We start from the raw sequence: 24,244 nt of genomic DNA on the forward strand, positions 1-24,244 counted from the left end.
GTCTGCTTGCACCGCCCTGCACCTGCACCGAACTCCCTGTCCCTGTGCGTACCCCAATTCTCGCACCCCTGTGCGACACCGTCATCACCCACACGCGCACAGAACACTCACATTCGAGCACCAGTCGCCAAGCGCCCCAAGGAAACCGTCACCGGACCTCAACTCGCCCCGTTTGGTACCGGCTTTGCCGATCCGAGCCGTCCGGCACGAGCGCAACCGGCCCCCGCCCGAGCCTCGAACACTCGCCCAGCCGACACTCCCTCGTCGCTGCCGCTCTGACCCCGACCCGAATGTACCCGCAGCACGCCATCGAGCCTGCGCCATTCACCGGCTGTCGTCGCCGCCGCTCTGACCCCCACCCGCACCCGCCCTCAACACGCAATCAAGGCCACCACCGACTCCCACCCCTTGTCGCCGCCGCTCCGACCTCGACCCCTGCGCGCCGTCCACATACGATCGCCGACATCGAACTCCGCCCTTCGTCGTCGCGGCTCTGACCTCGACCCCCGCGCACCCTCGGTGCGCAACCCGACTCCACCCCGACCCTGCCCTTCGTCGCTGCCGCTCTGACATTGATGTGCGCCACCGTCAACGCGCATCCGAGCCCTCACCCCGCCCTTCGGGCGGCGCGCGTTGCGAAGCCTTGTCATGTGCGTCTGTCACGTGGGCCTGTCGCGGGGTGTCTGTCTCCGGGGTTGTTGCGGGTCTTGTACTAGCGCTTTCCGCGGGTTACGATGTTCGCCAATCAAATCGATAATTATGAGTGCATAAATCCCCTTGGCAATCCCGGTACAGCCCGGGGGACCGGTCTCCGATTTGCACTGCGGCCCTCCGCCGCGAGTTTGAATCGTTTCATCCAGGGTTGCCCGCGGCCCTCAGTTCCCCTCTCCATCCGATTCCCGCCTCTCACCGGGGCCGCGGCGCTCCCAGCGCCGCGGCCCTCGACTTCGAGCACTGGAGCGCACATGCAGTACCCATCCGAGCGACCGAACCCGTTCGCCGCCAAGCTCAGCCGCCGATCGCTCGGCCTCTTCACCGGACTCGCCGCCGGCGGGCTGCTCGGCGCCGGAGCCGCGAGCGCCGCGTTCACCCCGGGCACCTGGTACGTGCTCCAGTCCCGCCACTCCGGCCTCGTCCTCGACCTCGGCGCCTCGACCGCCGACGGCGCCAAGCTCCTCCAGCAGGCCCGCACCGACGCCGCCCAGCAGCAGTTCCGCTTCGTCGACGCCGGCGGCGGCCACTACAAGATCCAGGCCCGCCACTCCGGCAAGGTCCTCGACGTCTACGCCAAGTCCACGGCCAACGGCGCCGACATCGTCCAGTGGACCGACAACGGCGGCCTCAACCAGCAGTGGCAGATCCTCGACGACGGGACCTACCTGCGGTTCGTCAACCGCAACTCCGGAAAGGCCCTCGACGTCTACGAGCGGTCCACCGCCGCGGGCGCGCGCATCGCCCAGTACGACTCCAACGGCGGCACCAACCAGCAGTTCCGCCCCATCGCGGTCGGCGCTCCGGCGCCGGGGAACCCGACGGTCTACATCGCCTCGGACTCCACGGCCCAGACCTACAACGCCTCGGCGTACCCGATGAGCGGCTGGGGCCAGAAGCTAGCGGCGTACTTCGACGCGAACACCGCGATCGCCAACCACGCCATCGGCGGGCGCTCCTCGCGCTCGTTCATCGAGCAGGGCCGCCTGACGGCCGTCCTCGACGCGATCAGGCCCGGCGACTACCTGTTCGTCCAGTTCGGACACAACGACGCCAGCACGGGGAACCCCGAGCGGTACACCTCGCCCGCGGACTACAAGATGTACCTGCGCGACCACTACATGGCCGGCGCCACCGCCAGAGGCGCGACGCCCGTGCTGCTCACGCCGGTCAACCGCCTCGACTACAACGCCTCGACCGGCCGGTTCAACGAGTCCTTCGCGACCTACGCCGCCAAGGTCCGCGAGCTTGCCAGCGAGACCGGCGTCGCCATGATCGACCTCGGAGCGCGCTCGCGCACGTATCTCGACTCGATCGGCTACGACCGGGCCCGCTGGGAGGTCTTCATGCACCTCCGGGCCGGGCAGTACCCGAACTACCCCGACGGCCTGGCCGACTCGACCCACTTCCAGGACAACGGCGCGAACCAGATGGCGCGCCTGGTCGCCGAGGGCGCCAAGGCGCTGCCGCTCCCGATCGCCTCGCACGTGCGCTGACCAGGCCACGGCTCGTGGCACATGTCCGACTGGTCGGACATGTGCCACGAGCAAGCGGTCCGGAATCCTCCGAAAGCCATCGCCGATCCCGGCAGGTATCGACATGTATTGACTTTCGCCGATCCGCTCAGGTACCGTCCCCACAGCAGTAACCGCTTGCCCCGCAATCTTCCGCATGATTGAAACGATTCATTCATGCGTGCCCGGCGAGCCTTCCTCCTCTCACTACGGAAGTGAACATGAGGCCCATGACTCCTCGACCCCCTTGGCGCCGCGCCCTCGCGCTCGTCGCGGCCGGCGCCACCGCGCTCGCGGGCGTCCTCGCCGCGGGCGCCCCGTCCCAGGCGCAGGAAGACGACGGCATCACCGTCTACCTCGCCTCCGACTCCACCGTCCAGACCTACGACCCCTACTGGGAGCCCCAGGCCGGGTGGGGTCAGGTGATCGACCGCTACTTCGACGAGAGCGTCACCATCGCCAACCACGCGATCGGCGGCCGCTCCTCGCGCTCCTTCATCGAGCAGGGCCGCCTCGACACGATCCTGAACGAGATCCAGCCGGGCGACTACCTGTTCATCCAGTTCGGACACAACGACGCGACGGCGTCGGTCCCCGAGCGGTACACCTCGCCCGACGACTACAAGATGTACCTGCGCGACCACTACATCGCCGGCGCGCTCGAGAAGGGCGCCGTCCCGGTCCTCGTGACCCCGGTGTCGCGCCGCAGCTTCAACGCCGACACGGGCCAGTTCAACACCTCCTTCCCCGAGTACGTCGAGAAGGTCTACGAGCTCCACGAGGAGACCGGCGTCGCGATGGTCGACCTCTCGGCCTCCTCGCGCGCCTACCTGAACGAGATCGGCCCCGAAGAGGCCAAGTCGGTGTTCCTGCACGTCCCGGCCGGGGTCTACCCGAACCGGCCCAACGGCACCGCCGACGACACGCACTTCCAGGAGTACGGCGCCATCCAGATGGCCCGCCTGGTCGCCGAGGAGACCGCGACCCTGGGGCTGCCGCTCTCCGAGCACGTCGTCGACGTCGCACCCCCGGCGAACGTCCCGGCCGCTCCGACCGGGCTCACCGCCGCCACGATCGCGAACGCGAGCGTGACCCTCAACTGGGACACCGCCGGCGACGCCGACATCTACCGCGTCTACGTGCGCGAACCCGGCGGCGACTGGCGCCTCGGCAGCACCGCGAACGTCGGCGTCGGCCGCGTCTCCGGCCTCGAAGAGGACACCGCCTACGAGTTCGCCGTCGCGGGCGTCAACGGCAAGGGCGAGGGCGAGAAGTCCGCGACCTTGACCGTCACGACCGCCACCGCCGGCTTCAAGTACGACTTCGGCCCCGCGAGCCAGACCGTGGCCCCCGGGTACACCGAGGTCAACCGCGGCACCGCCTACAGCGCCGAACGCGGGTACGGCTTCACCACCGACATGGCGACCGCGATCGACCGCGACCGCGGCGTCACCACCGACCCGCTCGGCAGCGACTTCGTGGCCTGGTTCGGCGGCACTTACGACTTCGCCGTCGACGTGGCGGACGGCCTCTACACCGCGCGGGTCGTCACCGGCGACTACGTCGGCTCGGCCCGCACCAACGTCAAGTTCGAAGGCGTCGACTTCGGCGCGGCCAACGCCGCCTCGCGGTCGATCCTCACCAAGGACTTCGAAGGCGTCGTCGTCGAGGACGGGCAGCTCAACGTCACCGTCTCCGGCCAGACCGGGCACCTGAACGGCCTGGAGCTCACCAGGATCGGCGACGTCCCCGGCGCCGGCGGCGAAGGCCCCGACGAGCCGTGCGCCGACTGCGCCGAGCGGATCGAGAGCCTCGACCGGGCCCCGGTCGCCGTCGGCGTCGAGGGCGGGAACTTCGTGAGCTGGCGCAGCCTCGCGCTGGACCCCGAGGGCACCGCGTTCAACGTCTACCGCGACGGCCGGCTCATCACGCCCGAGCCGACGACGCTCACCAACCTCACCGACCAGGGCGGCACCGCGAACTCGACCTACTGGATCGCCACCGTGTCCGAAGGCGTCGAGACCGGCTACACGAAGGCGTTCGAGGTCTGGGACGACCAGTACATCGACATCGACATGGAGCGCCCCGAAGGCGGCACCACGCCGGACGGCGTCGCCTACACCTACTCGCCCAACGACGCCACCGTCGCCGACCTGGACGGCGACGGCATCTACGAGATCGTCCAGAAGTGGGACCCGTCGAACGCGAAGGACAACTCCCGGAGCGGCTACACCGGGAACGTCTACGTCGACGCGTACACGCTCAGCGGCGAGCGCCTGTGGCGTATCGACCTCGGCCGGAACATCCGGGCCGGCGCGCACTACACGCAGCTCGTCGCCTACGACCTCGACTCCGACGGCCGGGCCGAGGTGGCCCTCAAGACCGCCGACGGCACTGTGGACGGCGAAGGGACCGTGATCGGCGACGCCGACGCGGACCACCGCGGCACCGACGGCCGCATCCTGCAAGGGCCGGAGTTCCTGACGGTCTTCAACGGGCAGACCGGCGCCGCGATGGAGACCGTCGACTGGGCGCCCGCGCGCGGCGACGTCTGCTCGTGGGGCGACTGCTACGGCAACCGCGGCGACCGGCTCATGCTCGCCGTCGCGTACCTCGACGGCGAGCACCCGTCGCTGATCACCAACCGCGGCATCTACGCCAAGACCGAGATCGCCGCCTGGAACTGGGACGGCGACAACCTGCCGAAGCTGTGGAGCTTCAGCTCCGACCGCTGGGGCGGGGCCTACCAGGGCCAGGGCAACCACCAGATGTCCATCGCCGACGTCGACGGCGACGGGCGCGACGAGATCGTGTTCGGCGCCATGACGATCAACGACGACGGCACGCCGCTGTACTCGACCGGCCTCGGCCACGGCGACGCCCTGCACGTCTCGGACTTCGACCCCGCCAACGAGGGCCTGGAGATCTTCAGCCCGTTCGAGTGCATGAGCTGCTCGGGCAACCGGGCCGGGGCGTTCCGCGACGCCGACACCGCCGAGGTCCTGTGGTCGATCCCGGGCTCCCGCGACACCGGCCGCGGCACGTGCGGCGACATCGACCCGGACTACGCGGGCGCCGAATGCTGGGCCGCGAGCACCACGGGCGCCTGGAACTCGCGCGAAGGCGAGCTCCGTGCGGCCGACGGCACGCTGATCGGCAACGCCATCCCGTCGGCGAACTCGATGGTCTGGTGGGACGGCGACCTCGGCCGCGAGATCTTCGACCACGAGTTCGACGAGCCGAACTACGTGCCGATCTACCCGTTCATCGCCGACTGGGACCCCGAGATGGGCACCCAGGAGGAGATCTTCACCCCCGAAGGCGTCGACACCAACAACGGCACCAAGGGGAACGCGGTGCTCACCGGCGACCTGCTCGGGGACTGGCGCGAGGAGGTGATCCTGCGCAAGGAGTCCAACGACGGCGTGCGCCTGTTCACCACCACGATCGCCTCGGACCACGCGCTGCCGACGCTCATGAACGACCCGCAGTACCGCCTCGCGGTCTCGTGGCAGAACGTCTCCTACAACCAGCCGCCGTGGCCGAGCTTCTTCCTCGGCTACGGCATGGAGGCCCCCGAGTGGGAGGCGGTCGTGTCCGGCCCCGCGCGCGACAGCGCCGCGGCGCCGTACGCCTCGGCCTCCTGCGAGGTCGAGTACCGCGTCGTCGCCGACTGGGACACCGGCTTCGTCGTCCAGATCAAGGTGACGAACACCGGCGAGGCGGACATCGACGAATGGGACCTGCGCTGGAAGTCCGGCGGGGTCGAGACCGTCGAGTACGACTGGGGCGGCGCGATCGCGATCGACGGCGACGCCATGGCCGCCGACCCGGCGTTCTGGAACTTCCCGCTCAAGCCCGGCCGCACCAAGCAGATCGGCTTCCAGGGCACCGGCGACCCCGGCGACCCGGGCATGTTCCTCATGAACGGCCAGGTCTGCACCGTCGTCTAGGAGCACCGTCGTTTAGGAGCACCGTCGTGTAAGGGCACCGTCCGTTTAAGGGCGTCGCCTGACGACCGCACGACCAGACGGCCCGGGCTCCCGCGCCCGGGCCGTCATTCGTCGGTGCGTCCTTTATCGGTGCGCCGCTCGTCGGCGGCCTGCTCGTCGGGGCGGTCCTGGTCCGTGGGCCGCGCGTCCGGTTCGTCGGGCTCGTACAGCCGCCCGGTGCCGTTCTTGATCTCGGCCCGCTCGTACAGGTCGATCGCCTTGCCCCGCAGCGAGGTCGCGGTCCAGGCCGCGGCGGCCAGCAGCATCACGTTGAAGATGTAGAGGAACAGCAGGAGACCGACCGCGGTGGTCACGGCCTGGTACGCCGGCCGGTCGGAGACGTGCAGGACGTAGATGCGCCCCACGGTCTTGAGCAGCTCCATCCCGATCGACACCGCGATCGAGGCCCACACGACCCGCCGCGGCAGCATGACGAGGCGCGGGAGCGCCTGAAGCAGCACCGCCGCGAGGAGCGCGTTCGCGATGAGCCCCACCACGACCGAGACGGCCCGCACCAGCAGCGCCAGGTTCCCGGTGACCTCGTCCCAGTGGAGCCACGCGACCACGAACTCGGCGCCCGCGGTGGCGCCGATCGTGATGAGCAGCAGCACCGAGACGCCGACGAGGATCGCGAGGTCGATCGCCCAGCGCAGGAACACGTTCCCCGGCTGCGCGTCCAGCCCCCACACCAGGCGGATCGACGCGCGCACCGACTGCACCCACGCGACCCCGGCCAGCACGAGTGCGACCGCCGCGAAGATCGTCACCGACTGGCGGGAGCTCTCCAGGACGCCGATGTCGATGACCGGCAGGTTCGTCGAGAGCCACTGCTCGACCGACGCGTAGATGTCGGGGAAGTTCAGCAGGTACCCGAAGATCGCGAGCGCGAGCAGCGACATGGAGAACGCGGCGAAGAACGCGTAGTACGAGATGGCGGCCGCGAGCTGCCCGCAGTGGACCTCGCCGTACCGCTCGCCCGCGCGCCAGGCGTGGTCGACCAGGTTGGACCGCCGGCGCGACTCCGAGAGCACGCGGTCCCACCAGGCGCCCAGGTCTGGGAAGTTCACGTACCGATTCTGGCAGAGCCCGCACGCTGATGCGGCGCTTGGTTGTCAGTCGCGGATGACCCACGCGTCGGGGTCTTCGAGGAGCTTCGTGACCGAGGTGGGCAGGTCGTCGTTGGCGACGGCGGCGAGGGAGACCGATTCGAGGATGTTCCGCTCGGAGACGCGCAGGGCGATCCACACGTTGGTGAGCGCGGTGGCGATCCCGGTGTAGGCGACCTGCTCGGGGCGTTCGCCGCGGACGCCGACGAGGGGGCCGTCGACGGCGCGGATGACGTCGGCGAGGCTGATCTGGTCGCCGGGCCGGGCGAGCTGGTGGCCGCCTTCGGAGCCGCGCTTGGAGGTGGCGATGCCGCCGCGGCGGAGCTGGAGCAGGATCGACTCCAGGAACTTGCGGGGGATGCCCTGGTCCTCGGCGATCTGCTCGGCCGACACCCAGCGGTCTCCGTAGCCGGCGAGGGCCACGGCGGCGCGCAGTGCGTAGTCGACGCGGGCGGACAGGCGCATGAGGACTCCTCTTGGTTCAGCGGGCGGTACTACCGACTCTAGCGCTTGCCGCGCGGTTCGCCCGCCGGTGCGCCGGATGGGCGCGGTCAGTCGTCGACGAGCAGGCGCAGGTACGCGGCGGTCTCGGCGGCGGCGAGGTCGGCGTCGCCGGCGATGATCGCCTCGATCGCGCGGGTGTGGTCGATGTGCGGCTCCTCGGCGAGGACCGGTCCGAGGCCGGCGCGGACGGTCTCGCGCAGCGAGTCGGCCAGTTCGGAGTACAGCTCGGCGAGGAGCTTGTTGTGGCTGGCCTCGGCGACGGCCTGGTGGAGGGCGATGTCGGCGGCGATGAACGCCTCGGTGTCGCCGACCTCGTGGGTCGCCTCGCGTTCGGCCAGGAGGATCCGCAGTCGCGTGATGTCGGCCTCGGTGCGGCGGTGGGCGGCGAGCCGGGCGGCCTCGACCTCGAGGCCGCGGCGGACCTCCATGGCGTCGGAGGCGGGGCTGGCGGCGATCCTGCGGCGCACGGCGGCGGTGACCTCGCTGCGGCCGACCACGAACGTGCCGGCGCCCTGGCGGATCTCCAGGAGCCCGGCGTGGGCGAGCGCGCGGACGCCTTCGCGGATCGTGTTGCGGCCGACGCCGAGGAGCTCGGCGAGTTCGCTCTCGGTCGGGATGCGCGATCCGAGGCCCCACTCGCCGTCGCTGATCTGCTGCCGGAGCTGCTCGATCACCTGATCGACGAGGGCGGACTTGCGTGTCGACTGCAATGCCACTGGCGGACCTGACCTTCCCGGATCGCTGCCATGGCCTGGCGGGGGCCCGCCATGGAGGGGTGCGTGTTTCCTGACACTAGGAGGATTAAAGCAGACAGCCGTCGCGATACCGTTGACAGGCCGTCAATTCATCCCATGAATTGACTCGATTCTATCCCGGCTGCCGGCGCCCCCCGGCGCGCCGCCGTGAATCGGTTCAGCCGCGGTCCGCCGGCACTCCTCCCGGCGTCCCGGACAGCGATTGCCGGCGTCTGCCCCGCCCCGGCCTCGGAAGGAGACGTCCCCCGTGACGACCGACGCCCCCGCCGGCCCGCCCGCCGGCGCGCTCGGCGACGCCGAGCACCCCGTGCCCCCGCCCGCCGCCGCCATCGCGGACCCGCCGCCGGGCCGCGCGGCCGCGTTCGGCTGGATGCTCGCCGCGGGCGTCGTCCTCGCCGCCTTCAACTTCCGCACCGCCGTCACCAGCGTCGGCGCGATCCTCGCCGAGCTGCGCACCGGCCTCGGCATGTCGGAGACCGTCGCCGGGCTCCTGACCACGCTCCCGGTCCTCGCGTTCGCGGGCCTCGGGGCGCTCGCCCCGCGCCTGGCCCGCCGCTTCGGCCCCCGGCCGCTGCTCACCGGCGCACTCGCGGTCATGAGCGCGGGCCTCGTCGCCCGCGCGTACGCCCCGAACACGGCCGTGTTCCTGCTGTTCAGCCTGTTCGCGCTGGCCGCGGGCGCGATCGGGAACGTCGCGGTCCCGGTGATCGTGAAGCGGTACTTCCCCGACCGCATCGGGGTCATGACCACCGCGTACTCGACGACGCTGGCGGTCGGCACCGCGGTCGCCGCCGCGGCCACGGCCCCGATCGAGCACCTGGCCGGCGACTGGCGGCTCGCGCTCGCGGTGTGGGCGCTGCCGGCGCTCATCGCGGTCGTGCCGTGGCTGCTGTGGCGCCCGGCCTCGGCCGCGTCCGGGACGGCCCCGGTCGCGCACCTGCCGGGGGTGGGCCGCTCGCGCCTGGCGTGGACGATGCTCGTGATCTTCGGGGCGCAGTCGGCCATCGCGTACATCCTCATGGGATGGACGACGACGATCCTCACCGCCGACGGCATGTCGGCGGCCGCGGCCGGGTCGATGCTCGGCCTGCTCACGCTGGTGCAGATCCCGGTGTCGGTGGTCGTCCCGATCCTGACGGTCCGGTGGGGCCCGCGCCCGACGTTCCTGGTGCTCGCGGCCTGCTACCCGCCCGCGATCGCGGGCCTGTGGCTGGCCGGCGGCGGTCCGCTGACGTGGCTGTGGATGGTCCTGTTCGGCATCGGCACCTCGGTGTTCCCGCTGATCCTGACCCTGTTCGGGCTGCGCGCCCGCACGCCGGCCGGGACGAGCGCGCTGTCCTCGTTCGCCCAGTCGGGCGGCTACCTGCTGGCGGGCTCGGGCCCGCTCGCGGTCGGCTGGGTCTACGGCCTGACCGGTTCGTGGTCGGTGCCGTTCGGTTTCATCGCGGTCCTCACCGTGGTCCTGTTCGTCTCGGGGCTCGCCGTGACGCGCGAGCGGTACATCGAGGACGAACTGGGACAACAAAAGTCGGGACAATAGACAAAAGCGTGCAAACGATCCCCCGCAGACGGGACCGAACCTGAGGCGTGCCACGATAGTGCCGTGGACCACAGTGCGGTGGAATTCGGGAGGCGATCGTGACCAGCGAGGTGTTGTGGCTGCCGCGCCCTGACGCGGTGGAGACGACGAGCATCGGGCGGTTCGGGCAGTGGCTGTCGCGCCGGGAGGAGCGCGATCTCACCTCCTATCCGGCGCTCTGGCAGTACTCGGTCGATCACCTGCGCCCGTTCTGGGGCGCGGTCTGGGAGTACTTCGGCCTCGGCAAGACGGTGCCCGAGCACCGGGTGCTGGCCGACGAGGCGATGCCGGACACGGTCTGGTTCCCCGACGAGACCTTCAACTACGCGCGGGCGGTGCTCACCGCGCCCGGGGTCGGCGAGGACGACGTGATCGTCCGGGCCTACTCCGACACCCGCGCGCCCGTGGAGTGGACCCTCGCCGAGCTGCGCGAGGCCGTCGCCCGCGCGCGGGCCGGGCTCGTCGCCCACGGCGTGCACCGGGGCGACCGGGTCGCGGCGTGGATGCCGAACATCCCCGAGACGTTCGCGCTCATGCTCGCCTCGGCGAGCCTCGGCGCGGTCTTCTCGAGCTGCGCCCCCGAGTTCGGGGCCAAGGCGGTCCTGGACCGCTTCGCGCAGATCGAGCCGAAGGTCCTCGTGGCCGTCGACGGCTACAAGTACGGGCCCAAGTCGATCGACCGGACGGAGGACGTGCGCCGGGTCGTGCGCGGGCTCGAGGGGCTCGGCTCGCTCGTGATGCTCCCGTACCTCGACCCGGCGGCCGAGACCGACGGCGAGACCTGGGACCGCTTCTGCGCCTACGACGAGGGCGTGGCGTTCGAGGCGCTCTCGTTCGACCACCCGCTCTACATCCTCTACTCGTCGGGCACGACGGGCCTGCCGAAGGCCATCGTGCACTCGCACGGGGGCATGGCGATCGAGCACGCCAAGATGCACTCGCTCCACCACGACCTCGGCGTCGGCGACCGGTTCTTCTGGTACTCCACGACCGGCTGGATGATGTGGAACTACCTCGTGTCCGCGCCGATCGTCGGCGCCGGCGTCGTCCTGTTCGACGGGATGCCCGACCCGGTCGGCATGTGGCGGCTCGCCGAGCGGTCCGGCACCACGTTCTTCGGGACCAGCGCGCCGTTCCTCATGGCCTGCCGCGCCCGGGGCGTCAAACCGTCCGAGGAGGCCGACCTGTCGAGGATCCGCGGGATCGGCTCGACCGGCGCCCCGCTCCCGGCGGTCGGGTTCGACTACGTCTACGAGTCGGTGAGCCCGACCGCGCAGCTCCAGTCGCTCTCGGGCGGCACCGACCTGTGCACCGGGTTCATCGGCGGCGCGCCCACCGTCCCGGTCTGGCGCGGCGAGCTGTCGTGCCGGTGCCTGGGCGCCGACGTCCAGTCCTTCGACCCCGAGGGGCGCCCGGGGATCGGCCGCGAAGGCGAGCTCGTCATCGCCTCGCCGATGCCGTCGATGCCGGTGGGGCTGTGGGGCGACCCGCTCAAGCACCGCTACCGCGACACCTACCTCACCGACTTCCCCGGGATCTGGCGCCACGGCGACTGGATCACCATCACCGAGCGCGGCTCGGCGGTCATCTCCGGCCGCTCCGACGCGACCCTCAACCGCGGCGGCGTCCGCATGGGCACCGCCGAGTTCTACGCCGTGGTGGAGGCCGTGGACGGGGTCGCCGACTCGCTCGTGGTCCACCTCGACGACGCCGCGCCCGACGACAAGGGCCAGGACCGCCTCCTGCTCTTCGTGGCGCTCAAGCCGGGCGCGGAGCTCGACGAGGACATGCGCCGCCGGATCCTCTCGGCGCTGCGCGAGCAGCTCTCGCCGCGGCACGTGCCCGACGAGGTCCGCCAGGTCCCCGAGATCCCGCGGACCCTGAGCGGCAAGAAGGTCGAGATCCCGGTCAAGAAGATCCTCAAAGGCGTCAAGCCCGAGGAGGCCATCGCCCGCGACGCGCTCGCCAACCCGGACGCGCTCCGCTCGTTCCTGCCCGGCTGACCCGTCCCGGGGCGGGCGTGCACTTGCGACGGTCCGCCCCCGGGCGGTGCACCCCTGGGACAGCAGAGCCGAGTGGAACTCGGAGTGACGCACGGCGACTGTTAGCCGGATTTCCTTCTGCGGCAAGGGAATTCAAATGGGTGTGTGCCCGATCGCAGGCGTGTGGCCGTTAGTATGTTTCGTGTCGCCCCGGTCGGTTTCCCCCGTAGCCGCCGGGGCGGCGCCATGCCCTGGGGCTTCGCACCCCGGCCCGCGCGGCGGGCGCTGTGCTCCAATGGTCCGCGTGAACGAAGAGGACGCGATGGAGGTCGGGGTCGGCCCCTGGGAGGGCCCGCTCCCCGACGACGACCGCTACGACCCGGTGCTGCTGCGCACGGGCGACCGCCGCAACGTGGTCGACCGCTACCGCTACTGGACCCGCGAGGCGATCGTCGCCGACCTCGACGAGCGGCGCCACGACTTCCACGTGGCGATCGAGAACTGGCAGCACGACTTCAACATCGGCACCGTGGTGCGCAACGCGAACGCGTTCCTCGCCAGGACCGTCCACATCGTCGGCAAGCGCCGCTGGAACCGCCGCGGCGCGATGGTCACCGACCGCTACCAGCACGTCGAGCACCACGCCACCGTCGAGGACTTCACCGACTGGGCCCGGTCCGAGGGCCTCGCCGTCGTCGGAGTCGACAACCTGCCCGGCTCGGTCCCGATCGAGACGGCCTCGTTGCCGCGCAACGCGGTCCTGGTCTTCGGCCAGGAGGGGCCCGGACTGTCCGAACCGGTCCGCGAGGCGTGCGCGATGGTCTGCTCGATCACCCAGTTCGGATCGACCCGCTCGATCAACGCGGGCGTGGCCAGCGGCATCGCCATGCACGCCTGGGTGAGAGAACACGTGTTCGGGCAGCGGCCCTGAGCGCCGCCCTGTCCGAACAGTGTCGGATACCTGACGCTTCCCTCCGGTTCCCAGGGGTGATGCGCCTACATTGAGCCAATGGGACGTGACTTGGGGTAAGCTCGCCGATGTCACAGATGAATAGGTTATTCCGCTGGTAGATAGGCGGAGTCGGGCGAAAGTGGAACCAAGTTGCTACGCTGGCCCCGACGACCGGCCGCTCGGTCCACGCCGCTGAGGCCGCTCACAAAACTGAAAGCCGAGTCATGCTCGTACGGTAGACTCGTGCCAGCCTGCGCCAGACGAACGATCGGCCAGGACCCTTTGACGGGAGGGGTGAGGAATGGTGAAGAAGATTCTGACTTGGGGCGGGCTTGCGTTCCTGGTTTTCTTTATTGCCTTCAGGCCGGACGAAGCCAGCGGGGTCGTAGGATCGCTCGCCGGCGGAATCCTCGATGCCGCAAACGGATTCGCCGCGTTCTTCACGAACCTGGTGACCGGTTGACGGCGGCACCATGACCGATACCGGTGCAGGCGGCTCGGGGGACAAGAAGGATACCGAGCCGCTGGAACCCCCCAGTCCCCGCGCCCCCGCAGACAGTCCCGCCCCGGGCGCCGAATCCCCCACGCGCGAGTTCCCCGCTTTCGGAGAGCACAGTCCGCCGGGCGTCGCCGCCCCGGGAGCCCCCGCGGCCGCCGCGAACGACATCGACGGCGTCCGGTTCGACGACAGCCCCGCAGGCGGCCTGCTCTCCGGCGTCCGCGCCCCCACCGTCCCCGACGTCCCGTCCCCGATCTCCGCCCGCTACCTCTTCCCGACCGAGAAGTACCGCGGCGAATGGCGCCGCCACTGGGTGCACCTCATGCCCTGGTACATCATCGGCACCCTCTCGACCTTCATCATGGGCCTCGCCTCCGGCATGCTCACGAAGTGGGACAACGAGAACCGCGACACCGCCCTGTCCGTCACCGTCATCGTCTGGCTGCTCATCCTCGGCTTCGTCGGCTGGAAGATCCTCGACTGGTACATGGACCGGTTCATCCTCACCAACAAGCGCATCATGCTGATCCAGGGGGTCATCACCCGCTCGGTCGCGATGATGCCGCTCGGCCGCGTCACCGACATGAAGTACTCCCAGACGCCCATGGGCCGCATGCTCAACTACGGCGAGTTCATCATCGAGTCCGCCGGCCAGGACCAGGCGCTGCGGAACGTCCCGCACCTGCCGAACCCCAACGAGCTCTACCTCCAGATGTGCGAGGAGATGTACGAGCCCGAGGCCGTCGACGAGCGCATGGCCGAACCCGAAGAGGACCTCATCCCCGAAGAGGAGCCGGCCGTCCCGTCCAAAGACGGCGGCGCCTGACGCCCGCACCGACACGACCACCCGCCGGCCTCAAACCGGCGGGTGTTCCGCGTCCCGAGGCGGCGAGGCGGGCGACTCATGGCATGAATCCGGGAGGCGAAGGCTTGCACCTACTTCGTATACTCGCCTTTGAACCAGCCCTCGGTTGCCGCTGACACCCATCTTTTGGCAGAATTCCGCCCTACGGGGCAACTTTCCACCGGGGGTACGTCGTCTGTTGTTCGACCCCCCCAGGGAGACGCGTGACCGAGGCCAAATCGTCCCAGGACGATGAGTTCCGCGAGTACGTGGCGGCGCGCTCGGCCGCGCTGCACCGTGCGGCGTATCTTCTGACGGGGAACTGGGCGACAGCGGAGGACCTGGTGCAGACGACGTTGACGAAGACCTACCTGGCGTGGAGCCGGATCAGGACGACTGATTCGATCGACGCCTACGCCCGCCGCATCCTCTACAACACCAACGCCTCCTGGTGGCGCAAGCGCTCCAACCGCGAGAAGCCCACCGAGGTCTTCGAGGACCGCGCCGACCACTCCCGCGACTTCACCGAGCACTCCGCCGTCCGCGACGCCATGTGGCGCCACATCACCGCACTCCCCAAGCGCCAGCGCGCGGTCCTCGTCCTCCGCTACTACGAGAACCGCTCCGACGCCCAGATCGCCGAGATCCTCGGCATCTCGATCGGCACCGTCAAGAGCCAGGCCTCCCGCGCGCTCGCGGGCCTGCGCAAGCGCCTCGGCTCACCCGCCGCCGCGCTCGGCGTCGCCATGGAACCGAGGGAGGCTGCGTGAACGGGGACATCGAGGCCCTCCTGCGCAGCGGGTTGGCCGAGCAGGCCGAGCGTGCGCCCGAAACGATCGACGACCCGGCCCTGGCCGACCTCGCCATCGCCGGCGCCCACCGCATCCGGCGCCGCCGGCGCATCGGCGCCGCCGCGGGCGCCGCGTGCCTCCTCGCCTTCGGCGGCGGCACCTTCGTGCTCAAGCCGCTGCTCACCGCCGACGACCAGATGCCCAGCGCCGCCGACACCAGCACCGTCGAGGTCCGCAGCGAGCTCGGCATGGAGTTCCTGGTCGAGGACGGCGGCTCCTACCATGTCATCAACGACTCGGGCGACCGCGTCACCGTCAGCGAGGACCTCCCGCAGGAGGTCTACCGCCTCGAGAGCGGGTACCTCGTCACCTCCACCGTGCGGCAGTCGACCACGTTCGCGAACCTCGACGGCACGATGGGCGTGACGACCGAGTGGCCTTCGGAGTTCACCCGCACGGTGGTCAACCGCGAGGCCACCGAGTTCGCGCTGGCCACCCCTGACGAGGCGGTCACCGTGGAGACGTACGAGATCAACCGGCCCGGGCCCGCCGGCGACATCGTCGAAGCGGTCGAGTTCACCACCAGCTACGAGGTGACCCTCACCGACTGGTCCGACTCGACCGCGGTCTTCTCCGCCGACCTGTGGTCCGCGACCGCGGGGCAGGAGAAGACGTGGCACTTCGACGAGGAGTACGACTGGAACCTGGAGTCGGTCGGCGCGGCCGGGTACGAGTCGGCGGTGATCCTCGACTACTCCAACCCGGCGTTCATCTGCGTCGCCGATCTCGATGCGGGCGGTGGGCTCGCGAAGATCGGCGAGTACTGCGGGGACTTCGAGTCCGAGCTCGTCCAGGAGGAGCTCGTGACGGCCTCCGGCGAGGACGCGGCCGCTGAGCTCGTCGACGCCGCGGTCGCCGAGCAGACCGGCGAGGAGCCGGGCCTGCTCACCGATCCCGCGGACGTGGACCTCGGCGAGTACGAGGACCAGTACGACCAGGCCGACTACCTCCAGTACGACCCGTACGGCCGTTGGGAGCTCAGTTACGGGGTCGACGACTCGACCTGGGTCCTCATCGACTACACCGGCGACTCCCCGGCCGTGTCGAGGCTGACGCCGCCCGCGGGGGCGATCATGCCGGTGCTCGACATGCGGCCGCCGGAATGACGGCGGGCGCCGCAGCGGGCGCAGTGACGGCCGGCGCGGTGACGGGCCGTTGAGCCGCACGTAACACGGGGCAGCGAACCGGCGGCTGTGACCGGGCGGACTTGACATACTCGCTGCGTGGGTGGACTCGAGTACTTGCTGACCGTCATGGTGACGCTGTTCGTCATCATGGACCCGCCCGGCATCGTGCCGATCTATCTGGCCCTCACCGGCACGATGGACAAGCGCGAACGCAACCGGGCGGCGCTGCAGGCGACCCTGCTGTCGCTCGGGGTGATCTCGCTGTTCGCCCTGCTGGGCCAGCAGATCATCTCGTACCTCCACATCGACCTGGCCGCGCTCCAGGGCGCGGGCGGGCTCCTGCTGCTCCTGGTCGCCCTCCAGCTCCTCACCGGCAAGGCCGACGACCCGAACGAGTCGGCCACCTCGAACATCGCGCTCGTGCCCCTGGGGACGCCGCTGCTGGCCGGGCCCGGTGCGATCGTCGCGGTCATCCTGTTCGTGCAGCAGGCGCCGTCCCATGCGGACTACCTGTGGATCGCGCTCGCGATCATCGTCATCCACTTCCTGATCTACCTGGTGATGCGCTTCTCCGGGCTGCTGGTGAAGATCCTGCGCCGCGGCGGCATCGAAGTGCTCACCCGCATCGCGGGCGTCCTCCTGGCCGCGATCGCGGTCCAGCTCATCGCCGACGCGGTCATGAGCTATGCCGCTCATTTCGAAAGTTCTGCCGGGGCTACCGGTTGGTGATCACTTTAGGGTTCAATTAAACCCATGACGGAGATCCTCGACATCCCCCTTCACCCGCTGGCGGTGCACGCGCCGGTGATCCTCGTGCCGCTGCTGGTGCTCCTGGGGTTCGCCTACGTGCTCGTCCCGCCGCTGCGCCGGCACCTCGGCTGGGCCGTGGCCGTGCTGACCCTGCTCGCTCCCGCGTCCGCGTTCCTCGCGATCTGGAGCGGCGGCGAGTTCGCCAACGACACCGACTACTTCCCGAACGGCTGGACCGACGCGATCCGCGAGCACGAGGCGCACGGGCGGCGCCTGCTGTGGATCCTCGTCGGGGTCATCCCGGTGTGGTGGCTGTTCGCCGCGCTCGACCGGGGCCGCCGGGCCGCGCTGAAGCGGGCCGCGGGCGACGCGCCCGCCGCCGACGGCGAGGCTGCCAAGCCGGACGACCCGGCGGCCACCGGCCGCAGGATCGTCATGCTCGTCCTCGGCCTCATCGTGCTGGGGCTGCTGGCCTGGGCCGGCTGGACCGTGTTCCAGTCCGGGCACTCCGGGGCCGAGATGGTCTGGGGCCGCTGAGCCCGCTCGCGACATGTTGGGCCCCGCCGCTCGGCGGGGCCCTTCACCGTCCGCTCAGAAGTCGACCAGGCCGATGATCAGGACCGTGAACATGAGCGCCACGGCCACGAGCGTGAGCCACTGGGTCACCAGGCGCGCCCGCTGCTCCGCCGCGTCGATCGCGGCATGGTCCTGCGGCGGCAGCCGCCGCGGCTCGCCCGGCAGCGCCACGGCCTCCACCCGCCACCCGGGAGGCGGCGGCACGTTCACCGGCGGGCCCTCGTACACGGGGCGCTCGGATGGGTCGCTCATGGTTGGAAGCCTAACGCCGCGCGGCACCGACCGCCCCGGCCGCCGCGGCCCGGAACGGATGCCGACCGGTGATCCCGACCGTTCGGGCGGTGCGCCGCGTCCGAGCGTCCCGGTTCGGCAGCGCCCGGCGGGTGTGGGACGTTGCGCGGGCATGGCGGTGCGCCGGAAGGCCGCGTCCTCGAGCGCCCCGGGTCGAACATGACTGCGATGTATGACAAGACGCCGTATGACAAGGCGCGGTATGGCAAGGCGCGGTATGGCAAGGCGCGGTATGGCAAGACGCCGCCGTCGGTGTCCCTCGATCGAGGGACACCGACGGCGGCGTTCGTTCGGAGCCGGGCCGGGGCCCTAGTCCTGGGTCGCGGTCGGGCGGTCGTTGTCGCCGGTCGGGCGGCGGCGACGGCGTCGGCGGCGGGCCGGGGCGTCACCGTCGGAGTCGGCGCGCGGGGCCGGGACGGCCTGCGGCTCGGACCCGAGCGGCGCGTCGCCGGTCCGGATGCGCCGGCGCTGGCGGCTGCGCGGGGCCTCGGCGGCCTGGTCCGAATCGGACCTGCGGTCGCCGGCGCCGCGGCGCCGGTCGCTCTCGCCGCGGCCGCTGTCGCGGTCCCGGTCGCCTTCGCTGCGGCCCTCGCTGCGGCTCTCACCGCGCCCCTTGCTCCGCGGACCGCGGCCGCTGCGGGCGCCGCGACCCTTCTTGCGGGGCTCGCCCTCGACGTTCTCCTCGCGCTCGGCGCTCAGGCCGTCGCGCTTGCGGAGCTCGCTCGGGAGCGCCGGCGGGGCGCCCTCGGGGATGTCGAGGTCCGAGTAGAGGTGATCGGAGGTGTGGTAGGTCTCCTTCGGGTCGCCGAGGTCGAGGTTGTTCGCCTTGACGATGATCTTCCAGCGCGGCAGGTCCTCCCACGTCAGGAACGTGACGGCGATGCCGGTCGCGCCCGCGCGGCCGGTGCGGCCGATGCGGTGGACGTAGGTCTCGGCCTCTTCCGGCGCGTCGTAGTTGATGACGTGCGTGATGTCCGGGACGTCGATGCCGCGCGCGGCCACGTCGGTGGCGACGAGCACGTCGATCTTCCCGGAGCGGAAGGCCCGCAGGGCCCGCTCGCGCGCGTTCTGCCCCAGGTCGCCGTGGACCGAGCCGACCGCGAACCCGCGGAAGTCGAGCTCGTCGGCGAGCTTCTGCGCCGCGCGCTTGGTGCGGCAGAACAGGATCGTCAGCCCCCGGCCGCGGGCCTGGAGGATCCGGGCCGTGACCTCGACCTTGTTCATCGCGTGGGTCATGTAGACGAGCTGCCGGGTGTTGTTCGCGGCCTCGAGGTCGGGGGCGCTCACGTCGGCGGCGACGGTGATGGGCCGGTTCATGTGGCGGCGCGACAGCGACATGATCGTGTCGGGCATCGTCGCCGAGAACAGCATCGTCTGGCGCTGCTCGGGCAGGAGCTTCAGGATCTTCTCGACGTCCTCGGAGAACCCGAGGTCGAGCATCCGATCCGCCTCGTCCAGGACGCAGTGCGCGATCCGGTTCAGCTTGATGTGCTTGGACTTGTAGAGGTCGAGCAGGCGCCCGGGGGTGCCGACGATGATCTCGACGCCCGTCTTCAACGCCTCGACCTGGGGTTCGTAGGCGCGGCCGCCGTAGATCGGCAGGACCCGGATCGAGCGGGTCTTGCCCGCGTCCTCGAGGTCGCGGGCCACCTGGAGGCCCAGCTCGCGCGTGGGCACCAGGATCAGCGCCTGGGGGAGGCCGTCGGCGCCCTCATCGGCGGAGGTGATCCGGTCGATGATCGGGAGGCCGAAGCCGAAGGTCTTACCGGTGCCCGTGGGGGCCCGGCCGATGATGTCGGAGCCCCGGAGGGCGATCGGGATCGCGTACTCCTGGATCGCGAAGGCCCGCTCGATTCCAAGCGCTGCAAGCGCTTCGACGGTCTCTTCCCGAATGCCCAGGGCCGCGAAAGTCGGCCCGTCGTTCTGGGGCCGGTCGTTGTTCACTTCGTTCACTCTGTTCACCTCGTGGCGGAGGACGTCACCAGATCCGGGGAACTCGGCGCCACATCATGTCTCGTTACACAGCGGCGACGACCGCCGGATTCGGTGAGTCGCCGCTTCGCAGGAGCGGCCCGGTTCAGAAACCGGTACCGCTGAGGACCGCCTGGTATAGGGATGCCCCCTTCGGGGCCGCGGTCCTTCCCGTCCATCGTACGCTCTCCCGACACCATCGTCTCGGTGCGCCGCTCCCGGGCGGGGCGCGCCCCTCGCGGCGGAACCCCGGCCCGGCCCTTCTGGCCTGCGAAGACGTGCGGATTCGTCCGGTCGGCGACACCCAAGTGAAGGCGAAGGCCGCTCTGGGCCAGTGGTAACCTGCCCCCGTGTCCGAGACTCCTGATCCCGCCTCGTCCCCGGCCCCGGCGCCGCAGCCCCCCGGCCGCGAGGCCGTCGTCGAACTCCTTGGGCTGCTTGCCCTCGGCGAACTGCTGGCGTTCGAGCGCATGGTCTACGACGCGCGCCTGGCCCCCGACCTCGGCCGGCGCGCCGCACTCTCGGAAGCGGCCGTGGGTGAGATTCGCAACTTCCGGCTCATCGCCGACCGCCTGACCGAGCTGGGCGCCGACCCCGCCGAGGCCATGGCCCCCTACCGCGAGGCGTTCCGCTCCTTCGACGCCTCCACCTCGCCCCGCGACTGGCTCGAGGCGCTGGTCAAGGTCTACCTCGGGGACGCGGTCGCCGACGACTTCTTCCGCGTCGTCTCCGCCGGCCTCGACGAGGCCGACCGCCGCGTCATCGAGACCGTCCTGGCCGAGACCGGCGCCGCCGACTTCGCCGCCGAGGAGCTCCGCGCCGCCGTCGAGGCCGACGAGTCCGTCACCGGGCGCCTGTCGCTGTGGGCCCGCCGCCTCGTCGGCGAGGGCATCAACCGGGCCCAGGGCGTGGCCGCCGCCAACGAGCGGCTCACCGGCATCATCGTCGGCGACGGCGGCTCCCTCGACGCGCTCCTGCGCCGCCTCACCCGGGCGCACCAGGACCGCATGAAGTCCGTGGGTCTCAACAACTGAGCGTCCCGTAACGGCTCCCGCACGAGTGCGCAAGCCCCGTTACCGAATCGAGACGAAACGGCCGCAACTCCACCCCGCGCTCCGCGCGTCTTCGGGGCGGAGGAGGACTTCAACATGCGGCTCACGAAAAGCCATGTCGTCAGCGGGGTGCTCGCTGTCGCGCTGCTCGGTGCGACGGCCACAGCCTGGTACTTCGCTGCGCAGGCGCGGACCCCGGCACAGCGCGCCGAGGAGACGGCCGAACCCGATGACAGCATCATCACCGTCAAGGTGGACCAGGACCAGCTCATCGACACCCTGGAGTTCGAGGCGGTGCTCGACCGGACCGGGGACTACAGCGTCCCGGCGCCGGCCGCGCCCGAGGGGATCGAGACCGCGCTGGCCTCGAAGATTCCCATCGAGGTCGGCGACGAGGTCAAGGCGGGGACCGTGCTCCTGGAGGTGTCCGGACGGCCGATGATCGCCCTGGAAGGGGCGGTGCCCGCCTACCGCGACCTGACCGAGGGCGACACCGGTCCCGACGTCGAGCAGCTCCAGCTGGCGCTCCAGCAGATCTACGGCACCCCGAAGACCGGCACGTTCGACTCGCGCACGGTCTCGGACCTGAAGAAGCTCTACGACCACGCCGGGTACGACCACGCGACCACGAGCGAGGAGGTCGCGACCGAGGGGGAGGACACCGGGACCGAGGGCGACACCGAGGGCGAAGGCGACACCGAGGGCGACGAGAACACCGGCGGCGCCCAGACCACCACGGTCGAGCGCGTCGTGCTCCCCGCGTCCGAGGTCGTGTTCCTGCCCGACCTGCCCATGCAGGTCTCCAAGATCAACGCCCAGCAGTCCGCGCCGGTCACCTCCGAGCAGCCGGTGATGGTGCTCGCCTCCGGCGACTGGAAGCTGGAGGCGAAGCTCGACGAGGAGACCGCCTCCGAGCTGTCGAAGGCCGGCGACGGCGCCGAGCTCGAGTACGGCGACGGCCCCCTGGAGGGCCTGGAGGTCGGCGGCTTCGAACTCGAGGTCCGCGAGGAGGCCGGCGAGACCGACGAGTGGACCGGCGAGGAGGGCGAGCCGGTCGAGGTGACGTACGCGGTCTTCTCGTTCGACGCCGAGGCCATCGAAGGCATCGACGACCTCGCCCCCGGCGAGGAGCAGGAGGTCACGCTCGTGCGCGCCCGCTCCGCCGAGGACGCCCTCATCGTGCCGCTCTCCGCACTGTGGACGGACGCCGAGGACCGGACCATGATCACCGTCGTCGACGAGGACGGCGAGAACGAGCGGCACGTCGAAGTCGACGTGACCCTCCGCCACGAGGGCCGGGGCGTCGTCGTCCCCGTCGAAGGCGAGCTCGCCGCCGGCGAAGAGGTCGTGATCGCCTGGCGCGACCGGGGCAACGGCTGATGGCCCGCCGCCGCCGCAAGCCCGAGACCGACACCGAGCTGCTCAGCTATGTCACCGCCGAGGGAACCCCGGGCGGCTCCGCCGACGGCGACCCCGGTGCGGACGCGTCCGGGGCCGAACCGAAGGGCCGCAAGGCCCGCCGGGCCGAGAAGAAGGCCGCCAAGGCCGCGCTCGGAGCAGAAGCGGACGCCGTCCCGAAAGCGAAGGGCCGCTTCGGCGTCCGCAGCATGGGCATCGCCTACGAGGCGTTCCAGTCCCTGCGCGGGCGCTCGATGCGGACCTGGATGACCGCGATCGGCATCGCCCTGGGCATCGCCGCCACGGTCGCCACCGTCGGGCTCTCGTCCACTTCGGCCGCCGCGATCGCCGAGCGCTTCGACGCCACCGAGGCCACCCAGGTCACCGTCTCGTTCTCCGACAGCATGCGCGACGCCGGATACGCGCCGACCCTCGAGTCCTCCCAGCGGGTCCGCGAGATCAACGGCGTCCAGGACGCCGGGATCGTCTGCGGCTCCTCCGAGGACCTCGCCGCCTCCCGCACCGAAGCGCAGGACTACGTCCGCGAAGTGCCCGTCTTCGGCATGGAGCCGGGCGCGATGGACGCGTACGGCTTCGAGTTCACCCAGGGCGCGCCCTTCGACGCCGGCCACGTCGCCCGCGGCGACCAGGTCGCCGTCATCGACGAGTCCGCCGCCCGCGACCTGGGCTACAACTCGCTCGAAGGCGGCCCGATGATCTACATCGCCGGCGTCGAGTACGCGCTCGTCGGCGTCTACCAGGCCCCCGAAGGCGAGGCCAAGCTCACCGGCGCCGTCATCATCCCGCCGACCCCGTGCCTGGAGGCCGACGCCGGCTACGCCGCCGCGCAGGTCTTCATCCGCACCGACCTCGGCGCCGCCGACAAGGTCGCCGACACCGCCCCGACCGCGGTCTTCCCCGAAGGCCCCGACAACCTGTCGGTGTCCAAACCCAGCGACCTGCGCTCGTTCCGCAAAGGCGTCGAGAACGAGATGCAGGCCCTCCTGCTCGGCCTCGCGGCCGTCTCGCTCGTCATCGGCGCCGTCTCGGTCTCCAACACCGCGCTCGTCTCGGTCATGGAGCGCCGCAGCGAGATCGGCCTCCGACGCGCCGTCGGCGCCGCCCGGCGGGCGGTGGCGATGCAGTTCGTCTGGGAGTCCACGCTCATCGGCCTCATCGGCGGCCTCGTCGGCACGGTCCTGGGCGTGAACGTCACCGCGATCGTCTCGCTCTACCGCGACTGGCAGATCGTCTTCGATCCGGCCCTGTTCGCCGCCGGGCCCGTCATCGGCGCCGTCGTCGGCGTCGTCGCCGGGGTCTACCCGGCCTGGCGCGCCAGCCGCATCCCGCCGGCGGTCACCCTGAGGACCTGATCCTCGTTAGACCGGCGTGAACCTCATCGAGGACGCCCGGGACCTGTTCCTGCCCGCCGCCTGCGCCTCCTGCCGGAGCGCGCGGGCGGCGGGCGGCGGCGTCTGGAGGGGCCTGTGCCCCGACTGCGCCGCCGAACTCCAGGCCCTGCGCCCGCGCCTGGCCGCCCCGCTCCACGCCGCCCCGCCCGCGGTCGCCGCCGGACCCTACACCGGCGCGCTCGCCGAAGCGCTCAACGAGTACAAGGAGCGCGCCCGCCGCGAACTCGCACCCGCCCTCGGCGCCCTCCTCGGCCGGGCGCTCGCCGTGGTCGCCCCCGAGGTGCCCGGGGCCGTGCTCGTCCCCGTCCCGCCCACCGCGGCCGCCCGCCGCGCCCGCGGCTTCGACCACGTCGCCGCCGCCTGCGCCGGGCTCGGCGA

General features: G+C 71.0%; 20 protein-coding genes. 15 read left to right on the top strand and 5 right to left on the bottom strand.

Features of this window, described 5'->3' with window-relative positions:
* Positions 1 to 965: 965 nt before the first annotated feature.
* Positions 966 to 2,207 carry an RICIN domain-containing protein gene (locus GFD30_RS24940; protein WP_194202111.1) on the top strand — a complete coding sequence of 414 codons (1,242 nt, stop codon included), beginning with the start codon at positions 966 to 968 and terminating at the stop codon, positions 2,205 to 2,207.
* 248 nt (positions 2,208 to 2,455) lie between these two features.
* On the top strand, positions 2,456 to 6,178 hold the full coding sequence (locus GFD30_RS24945; RefSeq protein WP_194202112.1) for a rhamnogalacturonan lyase family protein: 3,723 nt from the start codon (positions 2,456 to 2,458) through the stop codon (positions 6,176 to 6,178).
* Positions 6,179 to 6,282: 104 nt separating this feature from the next.
* Here the strand turns inward: GFD30_RS24945 and GFD30_RS24950 are convergent, their stop codons facing one another.
* From GFD30_RS24950 to GFD30_RS24960, 3 genes are all read right to left on the bottom strand, one after another.
* Positions 6,283 to 7,284: a YihY/virulence factor BrkB family protein gene (locus GFD30_RS24950; protein WP_153027864.1), complete on the bottom strand. Its 1,002-nt coding sequence runs from the start codon at positions 7,282 to 7,284 to the stop codon at positions 6,283 to 6,285.
* Positions 7,285 to 7,329: 45 nt separating this feature from the next.
* On the bottom strand, positions 7,330 to 7,788 hold the full coding sequence (locus GFD30_RS24955) for an RrF2 family transcriptional regulator (RefSeq protein ID WP_153027865.1): 459 nt from the start codon (positions 7,786 to 7,788) through the stop codon (positions 7,330 to 7,332).
* 86 nt (positions 7,789 to 7,874) lie between these two features.
* Positions 7,875 to 8,543, bottom strand: coding sequence for a FadR/GntR family transcriptional regulator (locus GFD30_RS24960; RefSeq protein WP_322633593.1), 669 nt, complete (start codon positions 8,541 to 8,543; stop codon positions 7,875 to 7,877).
* Positions 8,544 to 8,829: 286 nt separating this feature from the next.
* Here GFD30_RS24960 and GFD30_RS24965 point away from each other — a divergent pair, with 286 nt between their 5' ends.
* The 9 genes from GFD30_RS24965 (at position 8,830) to GFD30_RS25000 (ending at position 17,703) form a co-directional block, all read left to right on the top strand.
* Positions 8,830 to 10,122 (top strand): MFS transporter, encoded by a 1,293-nt coding sequence (locus GFD30_RS24965; RefSeq protein ID WP_322633594.1) that lies wholly within the window; start codon positions 8,830 to 8,832, stop codon positions 10,120 to 10,122.
* 98 nt (positions 10,123 to 10,220) lie between these two features.
* Positions 10,221 to 12,164, top strand: a complete 1,944-nt coding sequence (locus GFD30_RS24970; protein WP_322633595.1) for an acetoacetate--CoA ligase — start codon at positions 10,221 to 10,223, stop codon at positions 12,162 to 12,164.
* 274 nt (positions 12,165 to 12,438) lie between these two features.
* Positions 12,439 to 13,074: a TrmH family RNA methyltransferase gene (locus GFD30_RS24975; protein ID WP_153027867.1), complete on the top strand. Its 636-nt coding sequence runs from the start codon at positions 12,439 to 12,441 to the stop codon at positions 13,072 to 13,074.
* Between the two features lie 322 nt (positions 13,075 to 13,396).
* Complete coding sequence (locus GFD30_RS26470; protein WP_194202113.1) at positions 13,397 to 13,558, top strand: hypothetical protein; 162 nt, start codon at positions 13,397 to 13,399, stop codon at positions 13,556 to 13,558.
* A 10-nt stretch (positions 13,559 to 13,568) separates the two neighbouring features.
* Complete coding sequence (locus GFD30_RS24980) at positions 13,569 to 14,420, top strand: PH domain-containing protein (RefSeq protein ID WP_153027868.1); 852 nt, start codon at positions 13,569 to 13,571, stop codon at positions 14,418 to 14,420.
* A gap of 242 nt (positions 14,421 to 14,662) precedes the next feature.
* Positions 14,663 to 15,208, top strand: a complete 546-nt coding sequence (locus GFD30_RS24985; RefSeq protein WP_322633597.1) for a SigE family RNA polymerase sigma factor — start codon at positions 14,663 to 14,665, stop codon at positions 15,206 to 15,208.
* Entirely contained in the window at positions 15,205 to 16,395 is a 1,191-nt protein-coding gene (locus GFD30_RS24990) for a hypothetical protein (RefSeq protein ID WP_153027869.1), read from the top strand. The genes GFD30_RS24985 and GFD30_RS24990 overlap by 4 nt, the downstream gene beginning before the upstream one ends.
* Before the next feature lie 117 nt (positions 16,396 to 16,512).
* A complete protein-coding gene (locus GFD30_RS24995) occupies positions 16,513 to 17,145 on the top strand; it encodes a MarC family protein (protein WP_322633598.1) in 633 nt (210 codons plus the stop codon).
* 24 nt (positions 17,146 to 17,169) lie between these two features.
* Positions 17,170 to 17,703 carry a hypothetical protein gene (locus tag GFD30_RS25000; protein WP_153027871.1) on the top strand — a complete coding sequence of 178 codons (534 nt, stop codon included), beginning with the start codon at positions 17,170 to 17,172 and terminating at the stop codon, positions 17,701 to 17,703.
* A 54-nt stretch (positions 17,704 to 17,757) separates the two neighbouring features.
* Here GFD30_RS25000 and GFD30_RS25005 read toward each other — a convergent pair whose 3' ends face one another.
* Together GFD30_RS25005 and GFD30_RS25010 are read right to left on the bottom strand one after the other, a co-directional pair.
* Positions 17,758 to 17,994 carry a hypothetical protein gene (locus GFD30_RS25005; RefSeq protein WP_153027872.1) on the bottom strand — a complete coding sequence of 79 codons (237 nt, stop codon included), beginning with the start codon at positions 17,992 to 17,994 and terminating at the stop codon, positions 17,758 to 17,760.
* A gap of 348 nt (positions 17,995 to 18,342) precedes the next feature.
* Positions 18,343 to 19,986: a DEAD/DEAH box helicase gene (locus GFD30_RS25010; protein WP_322633599.1), complete on the bottom strand. Its 1,644-nt coding sequence runs from the start codon at positions 19,984 to 19,986 to the stop codon at positions 18,343 to 18,345.
* Positions 19,987 to 20,354: 368 nt separating this feature from the next.
* Between GFD30_RS25010 and GFD30_RS25015 the strand changes: the two genes are divergently transcribed.
* The 4 genes from GFD30_RS25015 to GFD30_RS25030 all read left to right on the top strand — a co-directional run.
* Positions 20,355 to 21,038 (top strand): ferritin-like fold-containing protein, encoded by a 684-nt coding sequence (locus GFD30_RS25015; protein WP_322633600.1) that lies wholly within the window; start codon positions 20,355 to 20,357, stop codon positions 21,036 to 21,038.
* A 114-nt stretch (positions 21,039 to 21,152) separates the two neighbouring features.
* Positions 21,153 to 22,436 carry an efflux RND transporter periplasmic adaptor subunit gene (locus GFD30_RS25020; RefSeq protein ID WP_153027874.1) on the top strand — a complete coding sequence of 428 codons (1,284 nt, stop codon included), beginning with the start codon at positions 21,153 to 21,155 and terminating at the stop codon, positions 22,434 to 22,436.
* Positions 22,436 to 23,827 carry an ABC transporter permease gene (locus GFD30_RS25025; RefSeq protein ID WP_153027875.1) on the top strand — a complete coding sequence of 464 codons (1,392 nt, stop codon included), beginning with the start codon at positions 22,436 to 22,438 and terminating at the stop codon, positions 23,825 to 23,827. Before GFD30_RS25020 ends, GFD30_RS25025 begins: the two co-directional genes overlap by 1 nt.
* Before the next feature lie 16 nt (positions 23,828 to 23,843).
* Positions 23,844 to 24,244: ComF family protein (locus GFD30_RS25030; protein ID WP_227997050.1), on the top strand; the 401-nt coding region annotated here is incomplete at its 3' end.

This window comes from Glycomyces albidus (genome assembly GCF_009451885.1).
GTDB classification, from domain to species: domain Bacteria; phylum Actinomycetota; class Actinomycetes; order Mycobacteriales; family Micromonosporaceae; genus Glycomyces; species Glycomyces albidus.